This window comes from Methylobacterium sp. CM6246 (genome assembly GCF_054818005.1).
The window spans coordinates 2,075,178-2,092,784 of record NZ_JBTXKY010000001.1 but is presented as its reverse complement, the minus strand read 5'-3'; the positions used below and the strand labels follow the sequence as shown (position 1 = coordinate 2,092,784).

The following is a 17,607-nucleotide window of genomic DNA, read 5'->3' as shown; positions in this document are numbered from 1 at the left end:
AACGGCATCGGCTACTTCGGCGCCGGTGCGGGGGGAGCCGCCGGGGGCGGCACCGGCGGCGCACCGGTCTTCGGGGCGTTGTCGGTGGCGGCGGCCACCGCCAGCATGTTGAGCAACTTCGTCACCGAGTTCTGCGAGATCGCCGTCACCGCCGAGTTGGGGTCGGCGTTCAAAGTCTGGAACTTGAGGTAGGTCGGATCGGCGTAGATCTCGTCCAGATGCTTCAGCTCCGCGAGCGTGAACTTCTGGGCGTATTCCTTCGACAGCCCCTCGATCATGATGCCGCGCTGCTTCTCGAACTCGTCCGTGAGTTCCTTGCGCACGGCCTCGGCGCGCGACTCCGGCATCGCCGCGACGGTCTTCTCCAGGGCGACGTTGAAGCCGGTCTGAAGGTTCTTGATCAGGGTCTTATTCACCAGCGACGTGGCTTCGGTGATACGGTCGGACGCATCGTCGGCACGTGCGGCCAGCGGTATGCTCAGGGAGACGCCCAGGCAGAGCGTCGCGATCAGGCGGTTCAAGGGCTCGACTCCCAATGTTTTATCGTCCGGTCCGGATTCGGGCCGACCGTCGCCCGCGCCTCTAGCAGCGTTCCCGGGCTTTGGGGAGCGGCCTTGACCGGCCCCCCGCGCCGCACCGTCGCTCAGACGCGCTCGATGATCGTGGCGGTGCCCATGCCGGCACCGATGCAGAGCGTCACCAGCGCGCGCTCCTTGCCGGTGCGCTCCAGCTCGTCGAGCACCGTTCCGAGGATCATCGCGCCGGTCGCCCCGAGCGGGTGGCCCAGGGCGATCGCGCCGCCGGTGACGTTGACGATTTCGGGATCGAGGTCGAACGCCTGGCAAAAGCGCAGCACCACCGCCGCAAAGGCCTCGTTCACCTCGAACAGATCGATGTCGGAGAGGCTCAGCCCGGACCGGGCCAGAACCTTGCGCGTGACGTCCACCGGCCCCGTGAGCATCAGGGCCGGATCCGAACCGATGTTGGCAAACGCCCGGATCCGCGCCCGCGGCCGCAGGCCCGCGGCGGCGCCGGCCGCCTGCGAGCCGATCAGCACGGCGGCGGCGCCATCGACGATGCCCGACGAATTGCCGGCATGGTGGACGTGGTTGACCGTCTCGACATCCGGGTGCGCGTCGGTCGCCACCGCGTCGAACCCGCCCATCTGGCCCATCTGGACGAAGGAGGCCTTCAGCGCGGCGAGCGACTGCATGTCGGTGCCCGGCCGCATATGCTCGTCGCGATCGAGCAGCGTGATGCCGTTCACGTCGCGGACCGGGACCACCGAGCCGTTAAACAGCCCGTCCGCCCAGGACTTGGCCGAGCGCGCCTGCGATCGCACCGCGTAGGCGTCGCAATCGTCCCGCGAGAACCCGTACTTGGTGGCGATCAGGTCCGCCGAGACGCCCTGCGGCATGAAGTACGACTTGATGGCGATCGCCGGATCGACCGGCCAAGCCCCACCGGACGCGCCGATGCCGATGCGGCTCATCGATTCGACGCCGCCCCCCACCGCCATCTCGTGCTGGCCGCTCATCACCTGCGCGGCGGCGAAATTCACCGCGTCGAGGCCCGACGCGCAGAAGCGGTTGATCTGGATGCCAGGGACGTGGTCGCCGTAATCGCTCACCAGCGCGGCGGCGCGGGCGATGTCGCCCCCCGCCTCGCCCACCGGGTCGACGCATCCCAGGATCACGTCATCCACCAGGGCGGTATCGAGGCCGTTGCGGTCCTTCAGGGCCCGCAGGGCGGTCTCGGCGAGGCGCAGGGCCGTCACCTCGTGCAGGGCTCCGTCCGCCTTGCCACGGCCGCGCGGCGTGCGGACGTGATCGTAGATGAAGGCTTCGGGCATCGGCGTTCCCCAGCGTGTTCTTGCCTGTTGGCGACGCGGCCTTACCGGGCCGACTCGCTGGGCGCCAGTCTGCCACGGCGGATACGCGTCGCACCATCCCGGACCGTGGCGAATCGGCCAAGCGTGAAGCCCGCTTAAAACAGGACCGCGCCCGATCGGGGTTCGATCGGGCGCGCTCGTTAGGATGGTTGAGGGGTGGCCTGGGGCCCGTTCGGGATCCTAGTCCTGAAGCATCCGCTTCAGCAGCTCGACCTCGTCGCCGAGAACCGTATCCTCGCCGATCTGCTTCTCGATCTTGCGCACCGCGTGCAGCACCGTGGTGTGGTCGCGTCCACCGAACCGGCGACCGATCTCGGGCAGCGAGCGCAGGGTCAGCACCTTCGACAGGTACATGGCGATCTGGCGCGGCTTGACCACGGCGGCGGTGCGCCGCTCCGACAGGATGTCCGAGCGCGAGACGTTGTAGCGCGAGGCGACCAGCTTCTGGATATCCTCGATCTTGATGCGCTTCGGCTCGCGGTTCTTCACGAGGTCGCGGATCGCGCTCTCGGCGGTCTCCATCGTGACGGCGGTGCCGGTGAGCGTGGCGTGGGCCAGCAGACGGTTGACCGCGCCTTCGAGGTCGCGGCCGTTGGCCGTGATCGCCCGGGCCACGTAGGTCGCGACCTGCGGCGACACGTCGAAGCCCGGATGCGCCGCCCGCACCGCGGCGAGCCGCGCCGACAGGATCGAGACGCGCAGCGCCTCGTCGAGGGCCGTGATCTCGACCACGAGGCCGCCGCCCAGGCGCGAGCGCACGCGCTCGTCCAGCGCCTCCAGCTCGGTCGGGGGCCGGTCGGACGCCACGACGACCTGCCGGCCGGCATCGATCAGCGCGTTGATGGTGTGGCCGAATTCCGCCTGGATCGACTTGCCTTGAATGAACTGGACGTCGTCCAGGATCAGCAGATCGATGCCGCGCAGACGCTCCTTGTAGGCGAGGGCCGACTGGGTCTTCAGGGCGTTGACGAAGCCGTACATGAAGCGGTCGGCGGTCAGGTAGATCACCCGGCGGCCGGCCTCGCGGGCGGCATGGCCGATGCCGTGCAGCAGGTGGGTCTTGCCGAGGCCGACGCCGGCATGGAGGTAGAGCGGGTTGTAGAGCGCGCCCTCGCCCTGGTGCCGGGCGACCCGCTCGGCGGCGGCATGGGCCAGCGCGTTCGAGCGGCCGATCACGAAGCTCGCGAAGGTCAGCCGCGCGTCCAGCGGCGTGCCGCTGAGGTCACCGCCCGCATCGGCGGAGCGATGCTCCGACGGCGTGGCGACGGCCGCAACCGGTGTCGGCGTCCCGGTGGCGTGGAGCCGGGCCAGCGGGCCGCTGGCCGGTCCGGCCTTGGGCGCGCCGACGGCGGCCGGACGGACCGGGGCGGCCGTGCCGCGCACGCCGACTTCGATCCGGCCGATCTCCTCGGCCTCGGCCTTGAAGGTGCCGAGCACCCGGTCGAGGTAGTGTGATTCGATCCAGCTCTTGAGGAAGCGCGTCGGCACCGTCAGCCGCGCCGTCCCGGCGGTCACGCCCTCCAGTTCCAGGCGGGCGAACCAGCTGGCGAACACATCCTCGCCCAGCTCGGCGCGCAGCCGACGCTTCACCCGCGCCCAGGCGGGCCCGAAATCCATGTTGCCGCCGCTGCGGCCGCCCTCGTCGTCGCTCGCCACCGTTCCGTCGACACGCATCACTGGCTCTCCCGACGCCGCCGGCGGAAACCCGCAGGCCGCGCGTACGCACGATTTACGCCCTCAGCGTCCCGCATAATCGGGCGGGACAGACTCCGCTGGCGGAGTCAACTCCCCACCAAGGAACTTTTGCCGATTGGAAGAGCCTATCAACAATTACCTACAGTTCCTTTAACAGTGGGACTTGTGGGGACGGCCCAGATTCGCAACTGCAAGTCTTCTGCGACTCAACCGGGTCGCTGGATAGAGTCTTGGCGAATCGGAATGATTCGCTCACGTCCCGAAATCGGCGGTCTTTTCTTGAACACAGTCAGTTTTTGTTAAGCTACACGCCACCCCAAGACTCCGCAACGTGCGAAATTCTGGCCTAGGGTTAACGCTTCGCGACCCGGGCCGGACCAGGCCGGCCGGCGGCGCTCCGGAACGCGGACACGAAAAAGCCCGGCGCGAAGGCCGGGCTCGGTGTCGTCTTACGTGGTGCGGTGGCGGGATTAGGCGGCCAGCGCCTTCACCCGGGCGGCCAGGCGCGAGACCTTCCGCGAGGCGTTGTTCTTGTGAACGATGCCGTGCTGGGCAGCGCGCATCATCTCGGGTTCGGCGGCCCGCAAAGCGGTCAGCGCGTCCTGCTGGTTGCCGGCGGCGATCGCCTCCTCGACCTTGCGGACGAAGGTGCGCATGCGCGAGCGGCGCGAGCGGTTGACCGCCGTGCGCTTCTCGATCTTGCGGGTCATTTTCTTGGCCGAAGCGGTGTTGGCCATGGAGTCCTCGTTCTCTTCGTCGGGCGATGCCGACGGGCCGGCTCAGCCGGGAATCGGTCGTCGCATCAGGTTGTCAGGCGATGGCCGCGTAACGGCGCACGCAAAAGCGCGTCGTTCCGGCGAAGTGGCCTCTATAGTTAGCGCGATGCGGCGCGTCAACGCGGAAGATCCCGGAGCGAGCCGGCCGGGCCGCGCGTCCTAGATCTTGACATTTTTCCTATGTTCCTGCTTTGTTCTTGCGGCCGTAACAGGGCGGCGGGGCGGGGCCACCATGCGTGACGAATCTCAAGCGCACAGCGAAGCAATCATTCTGCGTCACGTTCTGGCTCGCCTCACCCTTGAGACGAAGCTGATGCGCCTGCAGCGGCAGCTCCAGGCCAAAAATTGGGAGACCCAGCCGCGCGCGCCAGCGGGACAGCCGAACGGCGGCGAGTGGATGCCGGCCCCCGGCGGTGGCCAGTGGGCCTCGCTCCACGGGGATCGACCCGGCGGACCGTCCCGACAGGATCCACCCGCGCTCACGGACAGCACGACGCTCGAGGATGGGACGCGCATCCTCTCGATCCGCGTACATGCCGGGCGAAAATCCTTCGATGAACGACACACCGTCACGGCGCCGGATGGCGAGAGCCGGATCTTCGAGACATCCGGCGAAACCCCGACGATTCGAGATGGCAATACGGGTGAAGTTCTGTCGCGGACCACCTTCGCGCCGACAGGTCTCGTCGCTGAACCGTTTGCTCAACCTGCCCTGGCCCCTGCCCTACCTCTGATTGCCGCCCCAATCATCGCAACCTTCGAGCTTGGGTTGCAACTCCTGACGTATCTCTCTGCCCGGGAGGACGGGTACGGCACCGCACTGGGGCTTACAACGCAAGAATATAAAACCGGGGACGATCCGCAAATGAGTATGCCAATCTGGATTGGCCGGCTCAGACAATCTCAATTGGACGAAGCTTGTCCAAGAAATGGGGAAGTGCAAGCGATCGTGGACGAGGTAACTGCGCGTGTGACAGCGCAAGGCGGATACGCAAACGCGACGCAGTTGGGTACAAAGATTCACGTCAAGATCGCGCAGATTATCAATGAAAAGAAAGACCCAAATTTTGTTGCAGAACTAATTCTAGCCGAACGGAATGCAAATCAAAATTTTATCCTATCTGGCAGTAAAAGATCCGACGTATTCGAAAGAGCTCGCATCGATACTGCATGTATCTACGATCCAAAAACCGGCCGAAGGGGATGGACCCCTCGACAAGCCGTCGACACAATCAAGGCGGCAAAACGCAAATTTCCCGAAGACGTGCGATTTATCATGATACAGGTGAGACCCAGGAAATGGCCACATTGATTCTTACACCGGCACAGCAAATCCGAGATTTGTCTGCTCCGCTGGTAGATCGAAATCAAGATGTCGTTCTAACTGGCGGCAAATTTATATGCCTTCAAAGTGTTGGTCATATCGCTAGGCAGATACGGATACATAACCGACCAAGCCGTGGATACTTCACACTCGAATGGCGACTAACGGAGTTGTATATCCGGGGGGACAAATTCGATTTCGGAGGCTATGGTCGATCGATCGGCTTGATTGGTCGATCCCGTCGGTTCAAACCCGCCGGTCAGGACGGAGTCTGGTATTGGGACGACCCGATGATCAGTGGCGATTTCGTCGAGCAAATTGAGACGGAAGTTCTGCCCCTTCTCAGATCCTTAGACTCGATCGAGAAAATCGTGACCTTCATCCTATCCCGAGAATCAAGAGGCTACAGTTTTCACAAAGATCATATCTGGATGTGTTTCACGCAGGCAGCTCTTGGCGAGTTTGCAAGTGCAAGAATGCATTGGAAGTTGATCGCTCCGAGCTTTAAAGAACAACATGAAAAGCAAACAGCAATCGATGGCGAACCGATGTCAGACTATTTTCGCAGCGGCCTCGCCGTGGGGGACGCTTTGAAAGAGCGCGATCATATGGCCTTGGCAAAGCTTCTTTGGGAGAACGAGCGCACCGAAGCAGACCGGTTCAAGCTCGGTCGCCACTGGCAGCCGACAGCGTTTCCATTTCAGAAAGCTGCCACACCCGCTACGGTCGCCGGCGGACCGGATCAACAATGATCGCCGCCTGAGGGACAGGTATCAATTCGAGCGCGTCGACGGCGGCCACAATCCGAACAGCAAAAGGATAAGCGCGATAGAGGGATCAGCAGCCAGATAGTCGCGGCAACCCGGAGTTGGCCAAAGTCTCCAGTGTCGTCCACGGACCCGCATCGACTCGCGGGGGAGGGGAAGCGCATGGAAAAGCATACAATCTTCGACGCGCTAAAAGCCTTAGGCGGCAAATAGTGCATTCCGACTTGCGAGGGATCGGCCGGATACGATCAGGGTCGATGCGAACTCTGTACAGATTGCGGCTCGAAATAGGGTGCTTCGATGACAATCACGTCGAGGCATCGAAATTCAAAGGAACAGGAGGCATTGATGGAGGACATGGTTATCTGTTGAAGATATTGGCCGCGAATCCGATGGATTAGATTTCGGCTCTGCGATAGCGCTATGTCGCAAAGCAACGGCGGCGCATAACACTTGACAGCAAACGATCACTCCGGCCAGCGCAAAGCCGCCGCCGCCGCAAGCGTCCCGACCACGGCGGCGATCAGGGTCAGCGCCGTTAGCACCGCGAGCGGCACGAGGAACGGCACCGTGCCCCCCGTCGCCGCCTGGGCGGCCGAGACGCCGAAGATCAGGCTCGGGATCATCAGCGGCAGGACCAGGACCGCGAGAATCAGCCCGCCCCGGCGGATCGAGGCCGTCAGCGCCGCCCCGACCGCGCCGATGAAGCTGAGTGCCGGGGTTCCGGCGAGCAGCGTCAGCGCGGTGGCGCCCATGGCGGTGCCGTCGAGGGCGACGAGCAGGCCGAAGAGCGGCGATGCCAGCGCCAAGGGCAGTCCCGTCGTCAGCCAGTGCGCCGTGACCTTGGCGAGCACCACGCCTTCGAGGGGCACCGGGGCGGCGGTCATCAGGTCGAGGGATCCGTCCTCCTCGTCGGCCTGGAACAAGCGATCGAGGCCGATCAGGGTCGAGAGCACCGCGGCGAGCCACAGGATGGCCGGGCCGATCCGCGACAGCAGGTTGAGATCGGGTCCGAGCGCGAACGGCACCAGGGCGACGATCATCAGGAAGAACACCAGCGACAGGGCGCCGGAGCCGCCGACGCGGCCGGCGAGCCGCAGGTCGCGGGCGATCAGCGCGAGGATGGCACGGGTCACGCCCAATCCTCCGCGGGCTCGGGCTCCGGCCCGGTCCCGGGCTCGATGCGCAACTCCGCCGCCCCGTCGAGGCCCAGCGGCTGGTGGGTGGCGGCGATCACCAGGCCGCCGCCCGCCCGGTGGGCCGCCATCAGGCCAGCGAGGAGGGCCTGCGAGCCGGTATCGAGGGCCGCGGTCGGCTCGTCCAGGAGCCAGAGCGGGCGCGCGCAGACCAGCAGCCGCGCCAGGGCCACGCGCCGCCTCTGGCCGGCCGACAGATAGCCGACCGGCAAATCGTGGGCGTGGCCGAGGCCGAGCCGGTCCAGGGCCTCCCGGGGCGACAGGCGCGGAGCGCCGAGGAGGCTCTGCGCGAAGCGCAGATTCTCGCCGGCCGACAGCGAACTCTTGAGGCCGTCGCGGTGGCCGATTGCATGGAGGCATTCGGGCAGGCTCGCCTCGCCGACCTCGGACAAGGCGATGCGCCCGGCATCGGGCCGCAGCCGGCCCGTCAGGATGGCGAGCAGGCTCGACTTGCCCGCGCCGTTCCGCCCGGTCACCGCCAGGGCGTCGCCGGGCCCGAGGGCGAAGGTCAGGCCGGAGAAGATCCGCCGGCCGGAACGGCGGCAGGCGAGATTGTCGACGCTGAGCCGCACCCGGTACCCCGCCCTCTCCCGCCGGCAGGCGGCCAGACCGATCCGCGCCGCCCCGCGGACGGGAACGGACACCCGGCGCCTCCATGCCCGATTGCGGCGCATAACGGAACCGTGCCGGGACGGGCCGGCTTTTTCACCGGTTGCGGAGGCTTTCATGAACGAGGCGGAACACCCGAGCGAGGCGGACGTCGCCGCGACGGCCGATGCGCGGGAGGGCCGGGCCCTGGTCGAGGCCCGCGTGGCCCTCTGTACCCCGGAGGAGCAGGCGGCGTTCTGGGAGGCGGTCGGGCGCTGCTTCGGCGGCGGCAAACCGCCCGACATGCAAGTCGACGCCTGATCAGCTGCCCAGGTCAGGCCCCTTTCTGAGGTCCTTTTCCTGTCAGCGCCCGCAACGCGCCCCGGAAGGTGCGCACGTCCTGCTCGGTCAGGCCCATGCGGTGGAGCATGTCGCGCATGTTGCGGGCGATGATGTCGCGCTTTTCGGGCGGGTAGAACCGGGCTCCGTCGAGGGCCGCCTCCAGGCTCCCGAACAGGGATATCAGGGCCTCGCGGCTCGCCGGCGGCGACAGCAGCTCGCCCGAGAACGGCAGCACAGCCCGGCCGCTGGCCTGCCGCCAGGCGTAGCCGACCAGCAGCACCGCCTGAGCCAGGTTCAGCGACGGGAAGTCCGGCGAGACCGGGAAGGTGATGATGGCGTCGGCCAACGACACCTCGTCGTTCATCAACCCGACCCGCTCGCGGCCGAACATCACCGCGACGCGCTGCCCCTGCCGGGCGACCACCTCGCCCATCGCGTCCTCAGGCGCGAAGACCCGCTTCATCTGACCGCGCTCCCGCGCCGTGGTGGCGAGCACGAAATGCAGATCGCCGATCGCCTCGGCGACGCTGGCATGGATCGTCGCCCGGTCGAGCACGTGGGTCGCCCCCGAGGCCGCCTCGCGCACGCCCTTCTTGGGCCAGCCGTTCTTCGGGTTGACCAAGCGCAGCTCCGACAGGCCGAAATTGGCCATGGCCCGGGCGGTCATCCCGATATTCTCGGCGAGCTGCGGCTCCACCAGGATCACCACCGGGGCGATTCCGGGCGGCACCTCGGTGAGCTTGGCCGGTGCCTGGTCCTGCGGGTCTTGGGTCGTCATGCCGGCCCTCTGGCACAGCCGGCGACCGCCCGTCGAGGGCCGGGTGACGATGCCGCCCGGATGACAGCCCGCGCCTTCCGCTGCCGGATGGGCCGCGCTATGTCGCCGGGGCGAAACGTACCCAATCGACGGTTGGGCAGGCGACCGCACGGCCCTTGCATGCCGTGCGCGGGGACAACGCGAGAAGGCATCGGTCCATGGCGAAGATCAAGGTAGCGAACCCCGTCGTTGAACTCGACGGCGACGAGATGACCCGGATCATCTGGGCCGAGATCAAGAACAAGCTCATCCATCCCTATCTCGACGTCGACCTCGAATATTACGACCTCGGCGTGGAACACCGCGACGCCACCGGCGACAAGGTCACGGTCGATGCCGCCGAGGCGATCAAGCGCCACGGCGTCGGCGTGAAGTGCGCCACCATCACCCCCGACGAGCAGCGGGTGCAGGAATTCGGCCTCAAGGAGATGTGGCGGTCGCCCAACGGCACGATCCGCAACATCCTGGGCGGCGTGATCTTCCGCGAGCCCATCATCTGCAAGAACGTCCCGCGCCTCGTGCCCGGCTGGACCCAGCCCTTCGTGATCGGCCGCCACGCCTACGGCGACCAGTACCGCGCCACCGACTTCAAGGTGCCCGGCAAGGGGCGCCTGACCATCAAGTTCGAGGGCGACGACGGCACCGTCATCGAGAAGGAGGTGTTCAAGTTCCCGGACGCCGGCGTCGCGATGTCGATGTACAACCTGGACCAGTCGATCATCGACTTCGCCCGCGCCTCGCTGAACTACGGCCTCGCCCGCAAGTACCCGGTCTACCTGTCGACCAAGAACACCATCCTCAAGGCCTATGACGGCCGGTTCAAGGACCTGTTCCAGAAGGTCTACGAGGAGGAGTTCGAGGCCAAGTTCAAGCCGCTCGGGATCACCTACGAGCACCGCCTGATCGACGACATGGTCGCCTCGTGCCTGAAGTGGTCCGGCGGCTACGTCTGGGCGTGCAAGAACTACGACGGCGACGTGCAGTCGGACACCGCCGCGCAAGGCTTCGGCTCGCTCGGCCTGATGACCTCGGTTCTGATGACCCCGGACGGCCAGACCGTCGAGGCAGAGGCTGCCCACGGCACGGTCACGCGGCACTTCCGCGAGCACCAGAAGGGCCGCGAGACCTCGACCAACTCGATCGCCTCGATCTTCGCCTGGACCCGTGGCCTGTCGCACCGCGCCAAGCTCGACGGCAACGACGACCTCGCCAAGTTCTCGGCGACCCTCGAGAAGGTCTGCGTCGACACCGTCGAGGCCGGGCATATGACCAAGGACCTCGCGCTCCTGGTCGGCCCCGATCAGAAGTGGCTCTCCACCACGGGCTTCCTCGACAAGGTCGATCAGAACCTGAAGACCGCGATGGGCGTCTGACAGGTCCATTCCTGTCGGAATCCGAACGGCGGGCGCCCCGAGGCGTCCGCCGTTTTTGTTCAAGGTCGCCGTCGGCCGCCGGAGGGCGGTGCGCGGCTCGTCCGGGTCAGGCCTCAGCCTGTCCATCCCCCCCGCAGCTCTGGGCCAGCGCCCGGCCGACCTCGATCAGCAGCAGGTCGATCGCGGCCCGCATCAGCGGATCGCCGACCGAATCGATCAGGTCGCGTACCGAGAGGCACTGCGCCGCGAGGGTGTCCAGGTGGCTATCGTTCATGGCGTTGGTTCTCATCAGGCGGCCAGGTAGGCCGGCTCGGACACGAGGACGGAGCGGCTGTCGCCGTGGACCGTGCGAAGGCGCGCCAGGGTGCGGGCGTCGAAGGCGGCGGTCGCCGCCATGATGTCCTCGCCGCCGATCTGGACCGGAAGGCCCAGCGGCTGGGCGCGGAAATGCAGCTGGATGACGTGGATCATGTAAAGGGTCGGCATCTGCAGCAGCAGGCCGGTGAGCCCGTGCGCCATGCCCCATTCCACGATGCCGGTGAGCAGGGCGATCGAGACCGGGTTGACCACACGGCCCCGGGCGCGGTGCGAGCGGGCGACGCCCTGCCGGGTCCATTCCCAGAGGTGCGGGCCGGCAGGACGCGCGCCCTCGCAGAGTTCCGGGTAGACGTCGGAGAGGAGGTGCGGGCGCGTGGTCGGCAGGAGGCGGCTGTAGCCGATGACGGTATCGCCCTCCATGGCCAGGAAGTGCACCGCGTGCGGCGTATCGAACTGGTCGATCTCGCGTCCGTCCGGACGGGCCAGGTCGGTCCAGCCCTTCTCCTCGACGAAGATCTGGTGCCGCAGGCGCCAAGCCTGCTCCATCGCGTCGCCGTAGCGACAGGCGTTGGCGGGGGTGACCACATGGATCATGAAACAACCTCACGTCTCGATGCCGTGAGTGTTCCGCGTTCGGGCTCGGGTGTGTACTACGTAAAACCGTAGGGTTACGTGTATCGCCCAGCGCTGATGCAACCGTGGATTTGACGCCGGATCGCGGACCCAGCGGGTGCCGCCCTCAGGTGATGAGGCCGGCCCGCAACGCCTACGCCACGGTGTGCGCCTTGTTGACCGTGTCGAGCTTCGTGCGCGCCGAGCGCAGATGATAATCGACGCCCGAGGCGGTGATGCCCATCACCATCCCGATCTCCGCGTCGGTCTTGCCTTCGGCGGCCCATTGCAGGGTCTCGCGCTCCCGCGGCGACAGGCGCACCGGCTCGCTTGCGCTGGGACGGCTGTTCATCAGGAGCAGTTGCCCGACCGCGTAGGTCGCCACCAGATTGACCGCGATGCGGTCTGCCGCCTCGATCTCGATCGCCGCGCCGGAAAAGCTGATCCCGCCCGGTTCGCCGTCGAGGGTCACGAACGGGATCGTCAGGCCGGCCCGGATACCGAACTCCGTGGCCTCGTCCATGACGCGGCCGCCGACTGGCGTCTCGGCCTGTACGGCATTCCATTCGAACGGGACGGCGCTGGTGCAGAGCCGGCGAACCGTCGGGTCGTGCAGGGCGTAGCCCCGGGTGACGTAACGACGGGCCCATTCCTCCGGCATCGTAGTCGCGAGGACAAAGCCGCCGTGGCGCCGCGGCGGCAGCCCGGGTTCCGGCACGATGCCGGCCATCACGTAGGAAACCCCATATCCGCGGAAGGCGCCCACGAGCAGATGGGCGATCTCGTCCGGCGTCGCCGCGCGGTCGAGATCGCGTAAGAGGTTGAACGTCCTGTCCAAATGCTTCGCTTGCGGCATGCTCGCCCCGGATTTTACACGTAGCGCGACAAATCGCAGACCACCACAACCTGAGGATGGCATCTTGAACGCTTCGGCGATAGGTTGTGACCGAAATCTGTCCCGCGGCCGGGGTCGCCTCCGGCACCGATGTGCGAAGCGGATCGAGTGCGAGTTTCGTGTCCATGATCGACGATGAGACTTCTCCGACGACGCGCTCACTTCTGGAGCGCATCGCCGCCACGCTCGACGTGCCGGCGTCCTACTTCTTCCGCGTCGATTGCATGCCGGCCGATCCGTCGGGGGTCAGTGCGGCGCAGTGCGACGAGGTCACGTCGCTTTTCCGGGCCATCAAGTCACCCGCCCGCCGCGACGCCGTGATGCGGCTGCTCCGCGAGATGGCCAGCGACAGCTAGAGCGCTCTTCGCCGGAGGGCAGATCGGACGGGCCGCAGCGATCGTTTGGAATCAGAGGCTCGACGTCGATCCGAGGCGATGCGCTTTCGGGCGGCTCCGGGCGGCCCTGGTTTCCGAGGGCCGGTCATCGCCCCAGAGATGCATGCGATCCAATGCGGCCGATGCCGTCGTTTTCGACCCGGCGCCTATCCGATGCTCCGATCCCCACCACCGGGCGTCGGCGGTCACCGCCGGTGTCGCCCGCGCTGCTGCGCCACGAAGACATCGCCGCCGCGGCTGAGAAGAAGACCCGCTAGGACGGCCGTTCCGACGCTTAGGACGCCACCAGCAGGGCGGCGCCGGCCACGCCGGACAGGACCAGCCGCAGGCGGCCGAGCCAGAGCGGCACGAGGCCGCGTCGGGGCAGATCCTGATCGATCAGGCCCCAGGCCAGGACGAGGACGCCGAGCACGCGCAAGTCCCAGGGGGCCGGCGCCGCCATCGCGGCCCAGGCCACCAGCGACGGCACGATCGCGACGACATAATCCCCGTTGCCGGAGTTGCGGGCTGCGGCCGCGCCCCAGCGGATGCCGCCCAGGAACGACGCGATCACCGCGCCATACGCCGACAGGATCGTCCGAGGCGACAGACCGATGCTGCTCAAGCCGCCGTCCGAGCCCGAGACTGCGAGCGCCGCGAAGCCCAGGAACGGGATGAGGCCGGCCACGCCGAGCACGAGCGCGCTCATCGGGACAGGGTTCCGGTGCGCCATCCATCCTCCGAGCCGCCGCACGGGCGGCCGCCACGCCGTATTTACGCGGGCCGGTATCGCCCGACCCGAGCGTTCACGCATCGCGTGAGACCGGTCAAGCTGGGATCAGGGCGGCAAAACACAGCAGGCGTCCGCCGGTTCTCGGACCACGCGTCCGGACCCTGAAACGCCCCACGCCGCGCCGCGGGACACACGGCTCGGGCTATACCGTGGGTGCACGCACGGCGCGACGCGCCGGACGCGCTTCAACCCCACGAAAGCACGCGCGGAAAGAGCAGTCTCGTTCATCGCGCGGGGGGGATCGATGCGGCCACACGCCGTCATTCCGGGGCGCCGCAGGCGAGCCCGGAATGACGGGGCGGGTTATCAGGTATGGGGTATCGATCCTCAGGAACTGAATCGTCCAACCCATGTGGTCCGTAGACACACGGGCACGGAAGCGCATCGCCTCCCACATCACCATCGAAGCCGAAAGCCGATGGCCATCGGCCGAGAGGAGGTTCGCGCGGCCGCTACGACTTGCGGGCCGGAGCGGTGAAGCCGTTCGGGCTCGGGGTCGGGGCACCCAGGAGCGACATCGGCGCGGTGATGCCGTCCTTCGCGGCGGGCGGCTCGTTGACGGCGGGATCGAGCTTGCGCGGCTTGAAGGTCGCCGCGAGGCTCTTGGCGCTGGCCAGGTCGGTGGGGCTGAGCTTGTTCGCCACGTCGTCGCGCTTCTTAGCCGCGTCGTCGTCGCCCTGTGCGGCGGCGGCCGAGAACCATGCGTAGGACTGCACCAGATCCTGCGTCAGGCCGAGGCCGCGGGCGTAGAGCACCGCCAGGTTGTACTGGCTGTCGCGCACGCCGAACTCGGCGCCCTGTCGGAACCACGAGGCCGCCGAGGCGAAATCGGGCTTGCCGTTGGCGGCGGGGTTTTCAGCGTAGAGCACTGCCAGATTGTGCATCGAGCGGGCATGGCCCTGCTCGGCGGCCCGGCCGTACCAGAGCTTCGCCTTGTCGAGGTCCCGGACCACGCCGGATCCCTTCTCATAGTGACCGGCAAGCTTGTACTCGGCCGGGGCATAAGCGGCCCCTGCCAGCTTCTCGAACAGCTTCGCGGCCACCGAGAGGTCGCGGGGCATGCCACGGCCGTCCGCTTCGCGCGCTGCCAGATCCCAGATCGCCGTGCCGTCGCCGTCCAGCGCCGCCTGCTTCACCTTGGCGAGGGCCGGCGGAACCGTGCCCAGATCCGCCTGCAGGGTGTTCATGCCCGAGACCTGCGGCACAGCAGCCCGGACGGCGGCCGCCCGCGCCTCTGCGGGAAGCGGTGTCGGCAGGGCCTGCGTGGTCACCGGGTCGGCCACCGGCGGCTTCTGCGCCGGAGCCTCTGCGGCGGTATCCGGGCGGACGTCCCGGGCGGGCTCGGCCCGGCTCGGGGCGACCTGCGAGGTCTGGACCGTGCGCGGTGCCTCGTCGGGGGCACGCATGCTGATCGCCTGGAGCGCGCCCAGAGCCAGCACGATGGCGGCGAGGCCGAGCAGGAGGGGCCGCCGCCGGCGGTTGATCTCCGCCCGCAACCGGCTGAGCCGGCTCTCACCCGCGGCTTCCGGCTCGCTCTCAGCCATGCGGGCGCGCAGGTCCCGGCGGTCGGCCGGCGCCTCGGCGGCCAGCTCAGCCTGGGCGGCCTGGGCGGCGCGACGGGCGGCCGCGATGAAGCTGGTCTTGATGTCGGCTTCGCCGCCGGCCTCCGGAACCGGGCGGCCGCGCGCCGGATCGGCCGAACGCTCCCGCGCCGGCCGGCGGATGGCGGTGTCACGGACCGCGCGCGGCTCCCGGCCCGGACGGCCGCTGCCGGGTTCCAGCAGGTCGTCGGCCAGGCGCGACGCGTCGGATGCCGCGACCCGCGCCTCAGGGCTGGTTGAGGTCAGGAGCCGCTCGTCCAGCGACGGTGGGCGCGCGGCGGTCGAATCGGCTGGGCCGAGCCGGTTGACGAGGCGCTCCAGGGCGGACTGGACGCCCTCCAGGGTGGCGCCGAGCCGCTGGTCCGAGGCGATCTGCCGGGCCTGCATGTCGGCCAGGCTCGCCCGCAGGAGGCCGATCTCGCCGAGCTCGGCGCTCGGCAGGCCGGAGCCCTTGAGGGTCTGGGCCACGGCGTTGCGCGCGGCGCGCTCGACGACGGCCTCGCTCGGCGCCGATTCGCGCAGGGCCGCAACCTGCTGCAGCAGGTCGTCCATAGTGCGCTCGAGGCCTGCCAGGGCCGGATCGCCGCTACGGGGGGCATCGAGCCGGCCCGCGAGCGAGACGACCTGCTTCTCCAGGGCGTCGAGGCCCTCGTTCTCCGGGCGGCTGCCGACCTGATCGACCTTCTCGGCGAGGCTGCGCAGCATCGCGTGGATCGAGGCCATGTCGCCGGCCTGAGCCGGATCGGACGCTTCGGCGCGGTCGTACCGCTGATCGCGGGTGTAGAGGCCGTCGACCTTGTCGGCCAGCGTCTGGATCTGCTCGGCGATGGCGGCCGGGGCGCCGGTGCGGACATCGCTGCGGATCTCCTCCAGCAGCGGGCGCAGGCTGGCCTCGCTGCCGATGCGCTGGAGCTGCGCGATCTGTGCGCTCACGGCCTGTAGGCTGTTGGCCAGACTCTGGATCCGCTCCGGGCCAGCCAGGGCGCCGATCAGGCGGCGGATCTCTTCGAGCTCCGCGAACAGACCCGCCAGCGTGTGGCCGTCCGAACCGGCCTGTCCGGCCGCGGCGACGCTGTCGAGGCGCTCGGCCAGGCGGCGCACGTCGTCGGCCACGCGGGTGTGGACGTTCTCGGCGACCTCCTCGGCCAGCCGCTCGACCTGGGCCCGGACCTGCTCGACCGGCGCCGCGATCGCGGCGAGGTCGGTGCCGACCTGCGCCCGCTCGATGCCGTGCGCAAGCGAGGTCACGGCCTGCTCAAGTGCCCCGACATCGCGGCTGGTCGCCAGCTGATTGATCGCCTCGCGCAGACGCACGGTCTCGCGCTGCAGCTCGGACACGGCGGCGGACGGCGCCGCCATATCCTCGACGCGCGTCTCGAGGCGGCGGGCGAGGTCCATCCGCATGCTCGCCACGACGCCGCCGTCGGACCGGCCTGCGGCGAGCGCGCGCTCACCGACGCCCTCCGACAGCTCGCGCTGGCGCTGGCGGATATCCTGGACGGCGTTGCGGATCTCGACCGCATCCGGCCGGCCGCGGCGGCCGGCGGGGCGCCCGGAGGCCATCTGCTCGCCGAGCTGCGACATCCGCCGCTCGATGTCGCCGAGACGCTCGGTCACCTTCTGGACCGGCGCCGCCGTCAGGGCGCGCTCGATCCGGGTCTCGATCTCGGCCAGGCGCCGGGTCTCGGCCTCCTGGGTCAGGCGCCGCTCCTCGTCCAGGGTCCGGTTCAGTCCGTCGATCCGGCTCATCAGGGCGGCGAAGCCCTGGCCATAGGAATCTGGGCTTGGCTCCTGGCGGGTCTCGGACGTCCGCTCGAACCGGGAGCCGCCCGGCTGATCCATGATATCCGCCTGCCGGTCGCTCTCGAGCCGGCTGTCCGGGCGCGCGGTCTGCTCGGCCCGCTGCTGGCGGCGGCGCTGCCGGCGGTTGCCCTGCAGGCCCTGCTGCTGCGGCACCACCGAGGCGATCCAGGTCTCGAGCGGGACACCCGCCCGCGCCGCGACGTCCCGGGCGGCGTCAAGCACCTCCGGGTCGAAACTGTCGAGCTGCGGCATGGCGTTGCGGGTCATCGGAGGCCTGTCGTCGGCAGCGTTCGGCGTTGATCCTGTTCGCGGGGCGGGACCGAGAGACGGTATCCACGGAACGCGGGCGCCGGATCGTTCGGGGCGACCTTTAACTTTCTTGGTAAACACACGGTTAAGGCGAGGCCGGCCCAGTAATCTTCGGCGCTGACGTGCAAGCCCC

17 protein-coding genes are annotated in these 17,607 nt (G+C 68.1%); 5 read left to right on the top strand and 12 right to left on the bottom strand.

Annotated elements, in window-relative coordinates:
• Window positions 1-11 precede the first annotated feature (11 nt).
• From ACYQPG_RS10330 to rpsT, 4 genes are all read right to left on the bottom strand, one after another.
• Window positions 12-521: a DUF2059 domain-containing protein gene (locus ACYQPG_RS10330; RefSeq protein WP_461230865.1), complete on the bottom strand. Its 510-nt coding sequence runs from the start codon at window positions 519-521 to the stop codon at window positions 12-14.
• Window positions 522-643: 122 nt separating this feature from the next.
• On the bottom strand, window positions 644-1,852 hold the full coding sequence (locus ACYQPG_RS10325; RefSeq protein ID WP_147907120.1) for an acetyl-CoA C-acetyltransferase: 1,209 nt from the start codon (window positions 1,850-1,852) through the stop codon (window positions 644-646).
• Between the two features lie 219 nt (window positions 1,853-2,071).
• On the bottom strand, window positions 2,072-3,565 hold the full coding sequence (gene dnaA, locus ACYQPG_RS10320; RefSeq protein ID WP_147907119.1) for a chromosomal replication initiator protein DnaA: 1,494 nt from the start codon (window positions 3,563-3,565) through the stop codon (window positions 2,072-2,074).
• Window positions 3,566-4,056: 491 nt separating this feature from the next.
• The gene (gene rpsT / locus ACYQPG_RS10315; RefSeq protein WP_147856441.1) at window positions 4,057-4,323 is read right to left on the bottom strand and encodes a 30S ribosomal protein S20; all 267 of its coding nucleotides are present in this window, start codon (window positions 4,321-4,323) and stop codon (window positions 4,057-4,059) included.
• Window positions 4,324-4,594: 271 nt separating this feature from the next.
• Here rpsT and ACYQPG_RS10310 point away from each other — a divergent pair, with 271 nt between their 5' ends.
• Window positions 4,595-5,674, top strand: coding sequence for a hypothetical protein (locus ACYQPG_RS10310; RefSeq protein ID WP_147938882.1), 1,080 nt, complete (start codon window positions 4,595-4,597; stop codon window positions 5,672-5,674).
• Window positions 5,662-6,438: a hypothetical protein gene (locus ACYQPG_RS10305; RefSeq protein WP_461230864.1), complete on the top strand. Its 777-nt coding sequence runs from the start codon at window positions 5,662-5,664 to the stop codon at window positions 6,436-6,438. The genes ACYQPG_RS10310 and ACYQPG_RS10305 overlap by 13 nt, the downstream gene beginning before the upstream one ends.
• Window positions 6,439-6,920: 482 nt before the next feature.
• On the opposite strand, the gene ccmB is transcribed toward ACYQPG_RS10305, so the two are convergent.
• Both ccmB and ccmA read right to left on the bottom strand, forming a co-directional pair.
• The gene (ccmB, locus tag ACYQPG_RS10300) at window positions 6,921-7,589 is read right to left on the bottom strand and encodes a heme exporter protein CcmB (protein ID WP_147856438.1); all 669 of its coding nucleotides are present in this window, start codon (window positions 7,587-7,589) and stop codon (window positions 6,921-6,923) included.
• Window positions 7,586-8,221: a heme ABC exporter ATP-binding protein CcmA gene (ccmA, locus tag ACYQPG_RS10295; RefSeq protein WP_147938888.1), complete on the bottom strand. Its 636-nt coding sequence runs from the start codon at window positions 8,219-8,221 to the stop codon at window positions 7,586-7,588. The genes ccmB and ccmA overlap by 4 nt, the downstream gene beginning before the upstream one ends.
• A gap of 154 nt (window positions 8,222-8,375) precedes the next feature.
• On the opposite strand from ccmA, the gene ACYQPG_RS10290 reads away from it, so the two are divergent.
• The gene (locus ACYQPG_RS10290; RefSeq protein WP_147907115.1) at window positions 8,376-8,558 is read left to right on the top strand and encodes a hypothetical protein; all 183 of its coding nucleotides are present in this window, start codon (window positions 8,376-8,378) and stop codon (window positions 8,556-8,558) included.
• Window positions 8,559-8,571: 13 nt separating this feature from the next.
• On the opposite strand, the gene ACYQPG_RS10285 is transcribed toward ACYQPG_RS10290, so the two are convergent.
• The gene (locus ACYQPG_RS10285) at window positions 8,572-9,357 is read right to left on the bottom strand and encodes an RNA methyltransferase (RefSeq protein WP_461230863.1); all 786 of its coding nucleotides are present in this window, start codon (window positions 9,355-9,357) and stop codon (window positions 8,572-8,574) included.
• Between the two features lie 197 nt (window positions 9,358-9,554).
• On the opposite strand from ACYQPG_RS10285, the gene ACYQPG_RS10280 reads away from it, so the two are divergent.
• Window positions 9,555-10,769 carry an NADP-dependent isocitrate dehydrogenase gene (locus ACYQPG_RS10280; RefSeq protein ID WP_147907113.1) on the top strand — a complete coding sequence of 405 codons (1,215 nt, stop codon included), beginning with the start codon at window positions 9,555-9,557 and terminating at the stop codon, window positions 10,767-10,769.
• Between the two features lie 106 nt (window positions 10,770-10,875).
• Here the strand turns inward: ACYQPG_RS10280 and ACYQPG_RS10275 are convergent, their stop codons facing one another.
• The 3 genes from ACYQPG_RS10275 to ACYQPG_RS10265 all read right to left on the bottom strand — a co-directional run bounded on the left by ACYQPG_RS10275 (window position 10,876) and on the right by ACYQPG_RS10265 (window position 12,555).
• Window positions 10,876-11,043 (bottom strand): hypothetical protein, encoded by a 168-nt coding sequence (locus ACYQPG_RS10275; protein ID WP_238259382.1) that lies wholly within the window; start codon window positions 11,041-11,043, stop codon window positions 10,876-10,878.
• Window positions 11,044-11,057: 14 nt separating this feature from the next.
• A complete protein-coding gene (locus tag ACYQPG_RS10270) occupies window positions 11,058-11,681 on the bottom strand; it encodes an acyl-homoserine-lactone synthase (RefSeq protein ID WP_147907112.1) in 624 nt (207 codons plus the stop codon).
• 172 nt (window positions 11,682-11,853) lie between these two features.
• The gene (locus tag ACYQPG_RS10265) at window positions 11,854-12,555 is read right to left on the bottom strand and encodes a LuxR family transcriptional regulator (RefSeq protein ID WP_461230862.1); all 702 of its coding nucleotides are present in this window, start codon (window positions 12,553-12,555) and stop codon (window positions 11,854-11,856) included.
• A 164-nt stretch (window positions 12,556-12,719) separates the two neighbouring features.
• On the opposite strand from ACYQPG_RS10265, the gene ACYQPG_RS10260 reads away from it, so the two are divergent.
• Complete coding sequence (locus tag ACYQPG_RS10260; protein WP_147907110.1) at window positions 12,720-12,950, top strand: hypothetical protein; 231 nt, start codon at window positions 12,720-12,722, stop codon at window positions 12,948-12,950.
• Between the two features lie 313 nt (window positions 12,951-13,263).
• Here the strand turns inward: ACYQPG_RS10260 and ACYQPG_RS10255 are convergent, their stop codons facing one another.
• Window positions 13,264-13,701, bottom strand: coding sequence for a DUF3429 domain-containing protein (locus ACYQPG_RS10255; protein WP_147907109.1), 438 nt, complete (start codon window positions 13,699-13,701; stop codon window positions 13,264-13,266).
• A 512-nt stretch (window positions 13,702-14,213) separates the two neighbouring features.
• Window positions 14,214-17,432 carry an SEL1-like repeat protein gene (locus tag ACYQPG_RS10250; protein ID WP_461230861.1) on the bottom strand — a complete coding sequence of 1,073 codons (3,219 nt, stop codon included), beginning with the start codon at window positions 17,430-17,432 and terminating at the stop codon, window positions 14,214-14,216.
• Window positions 17,433-17,607: the final 175 nt, after the last annotated feature.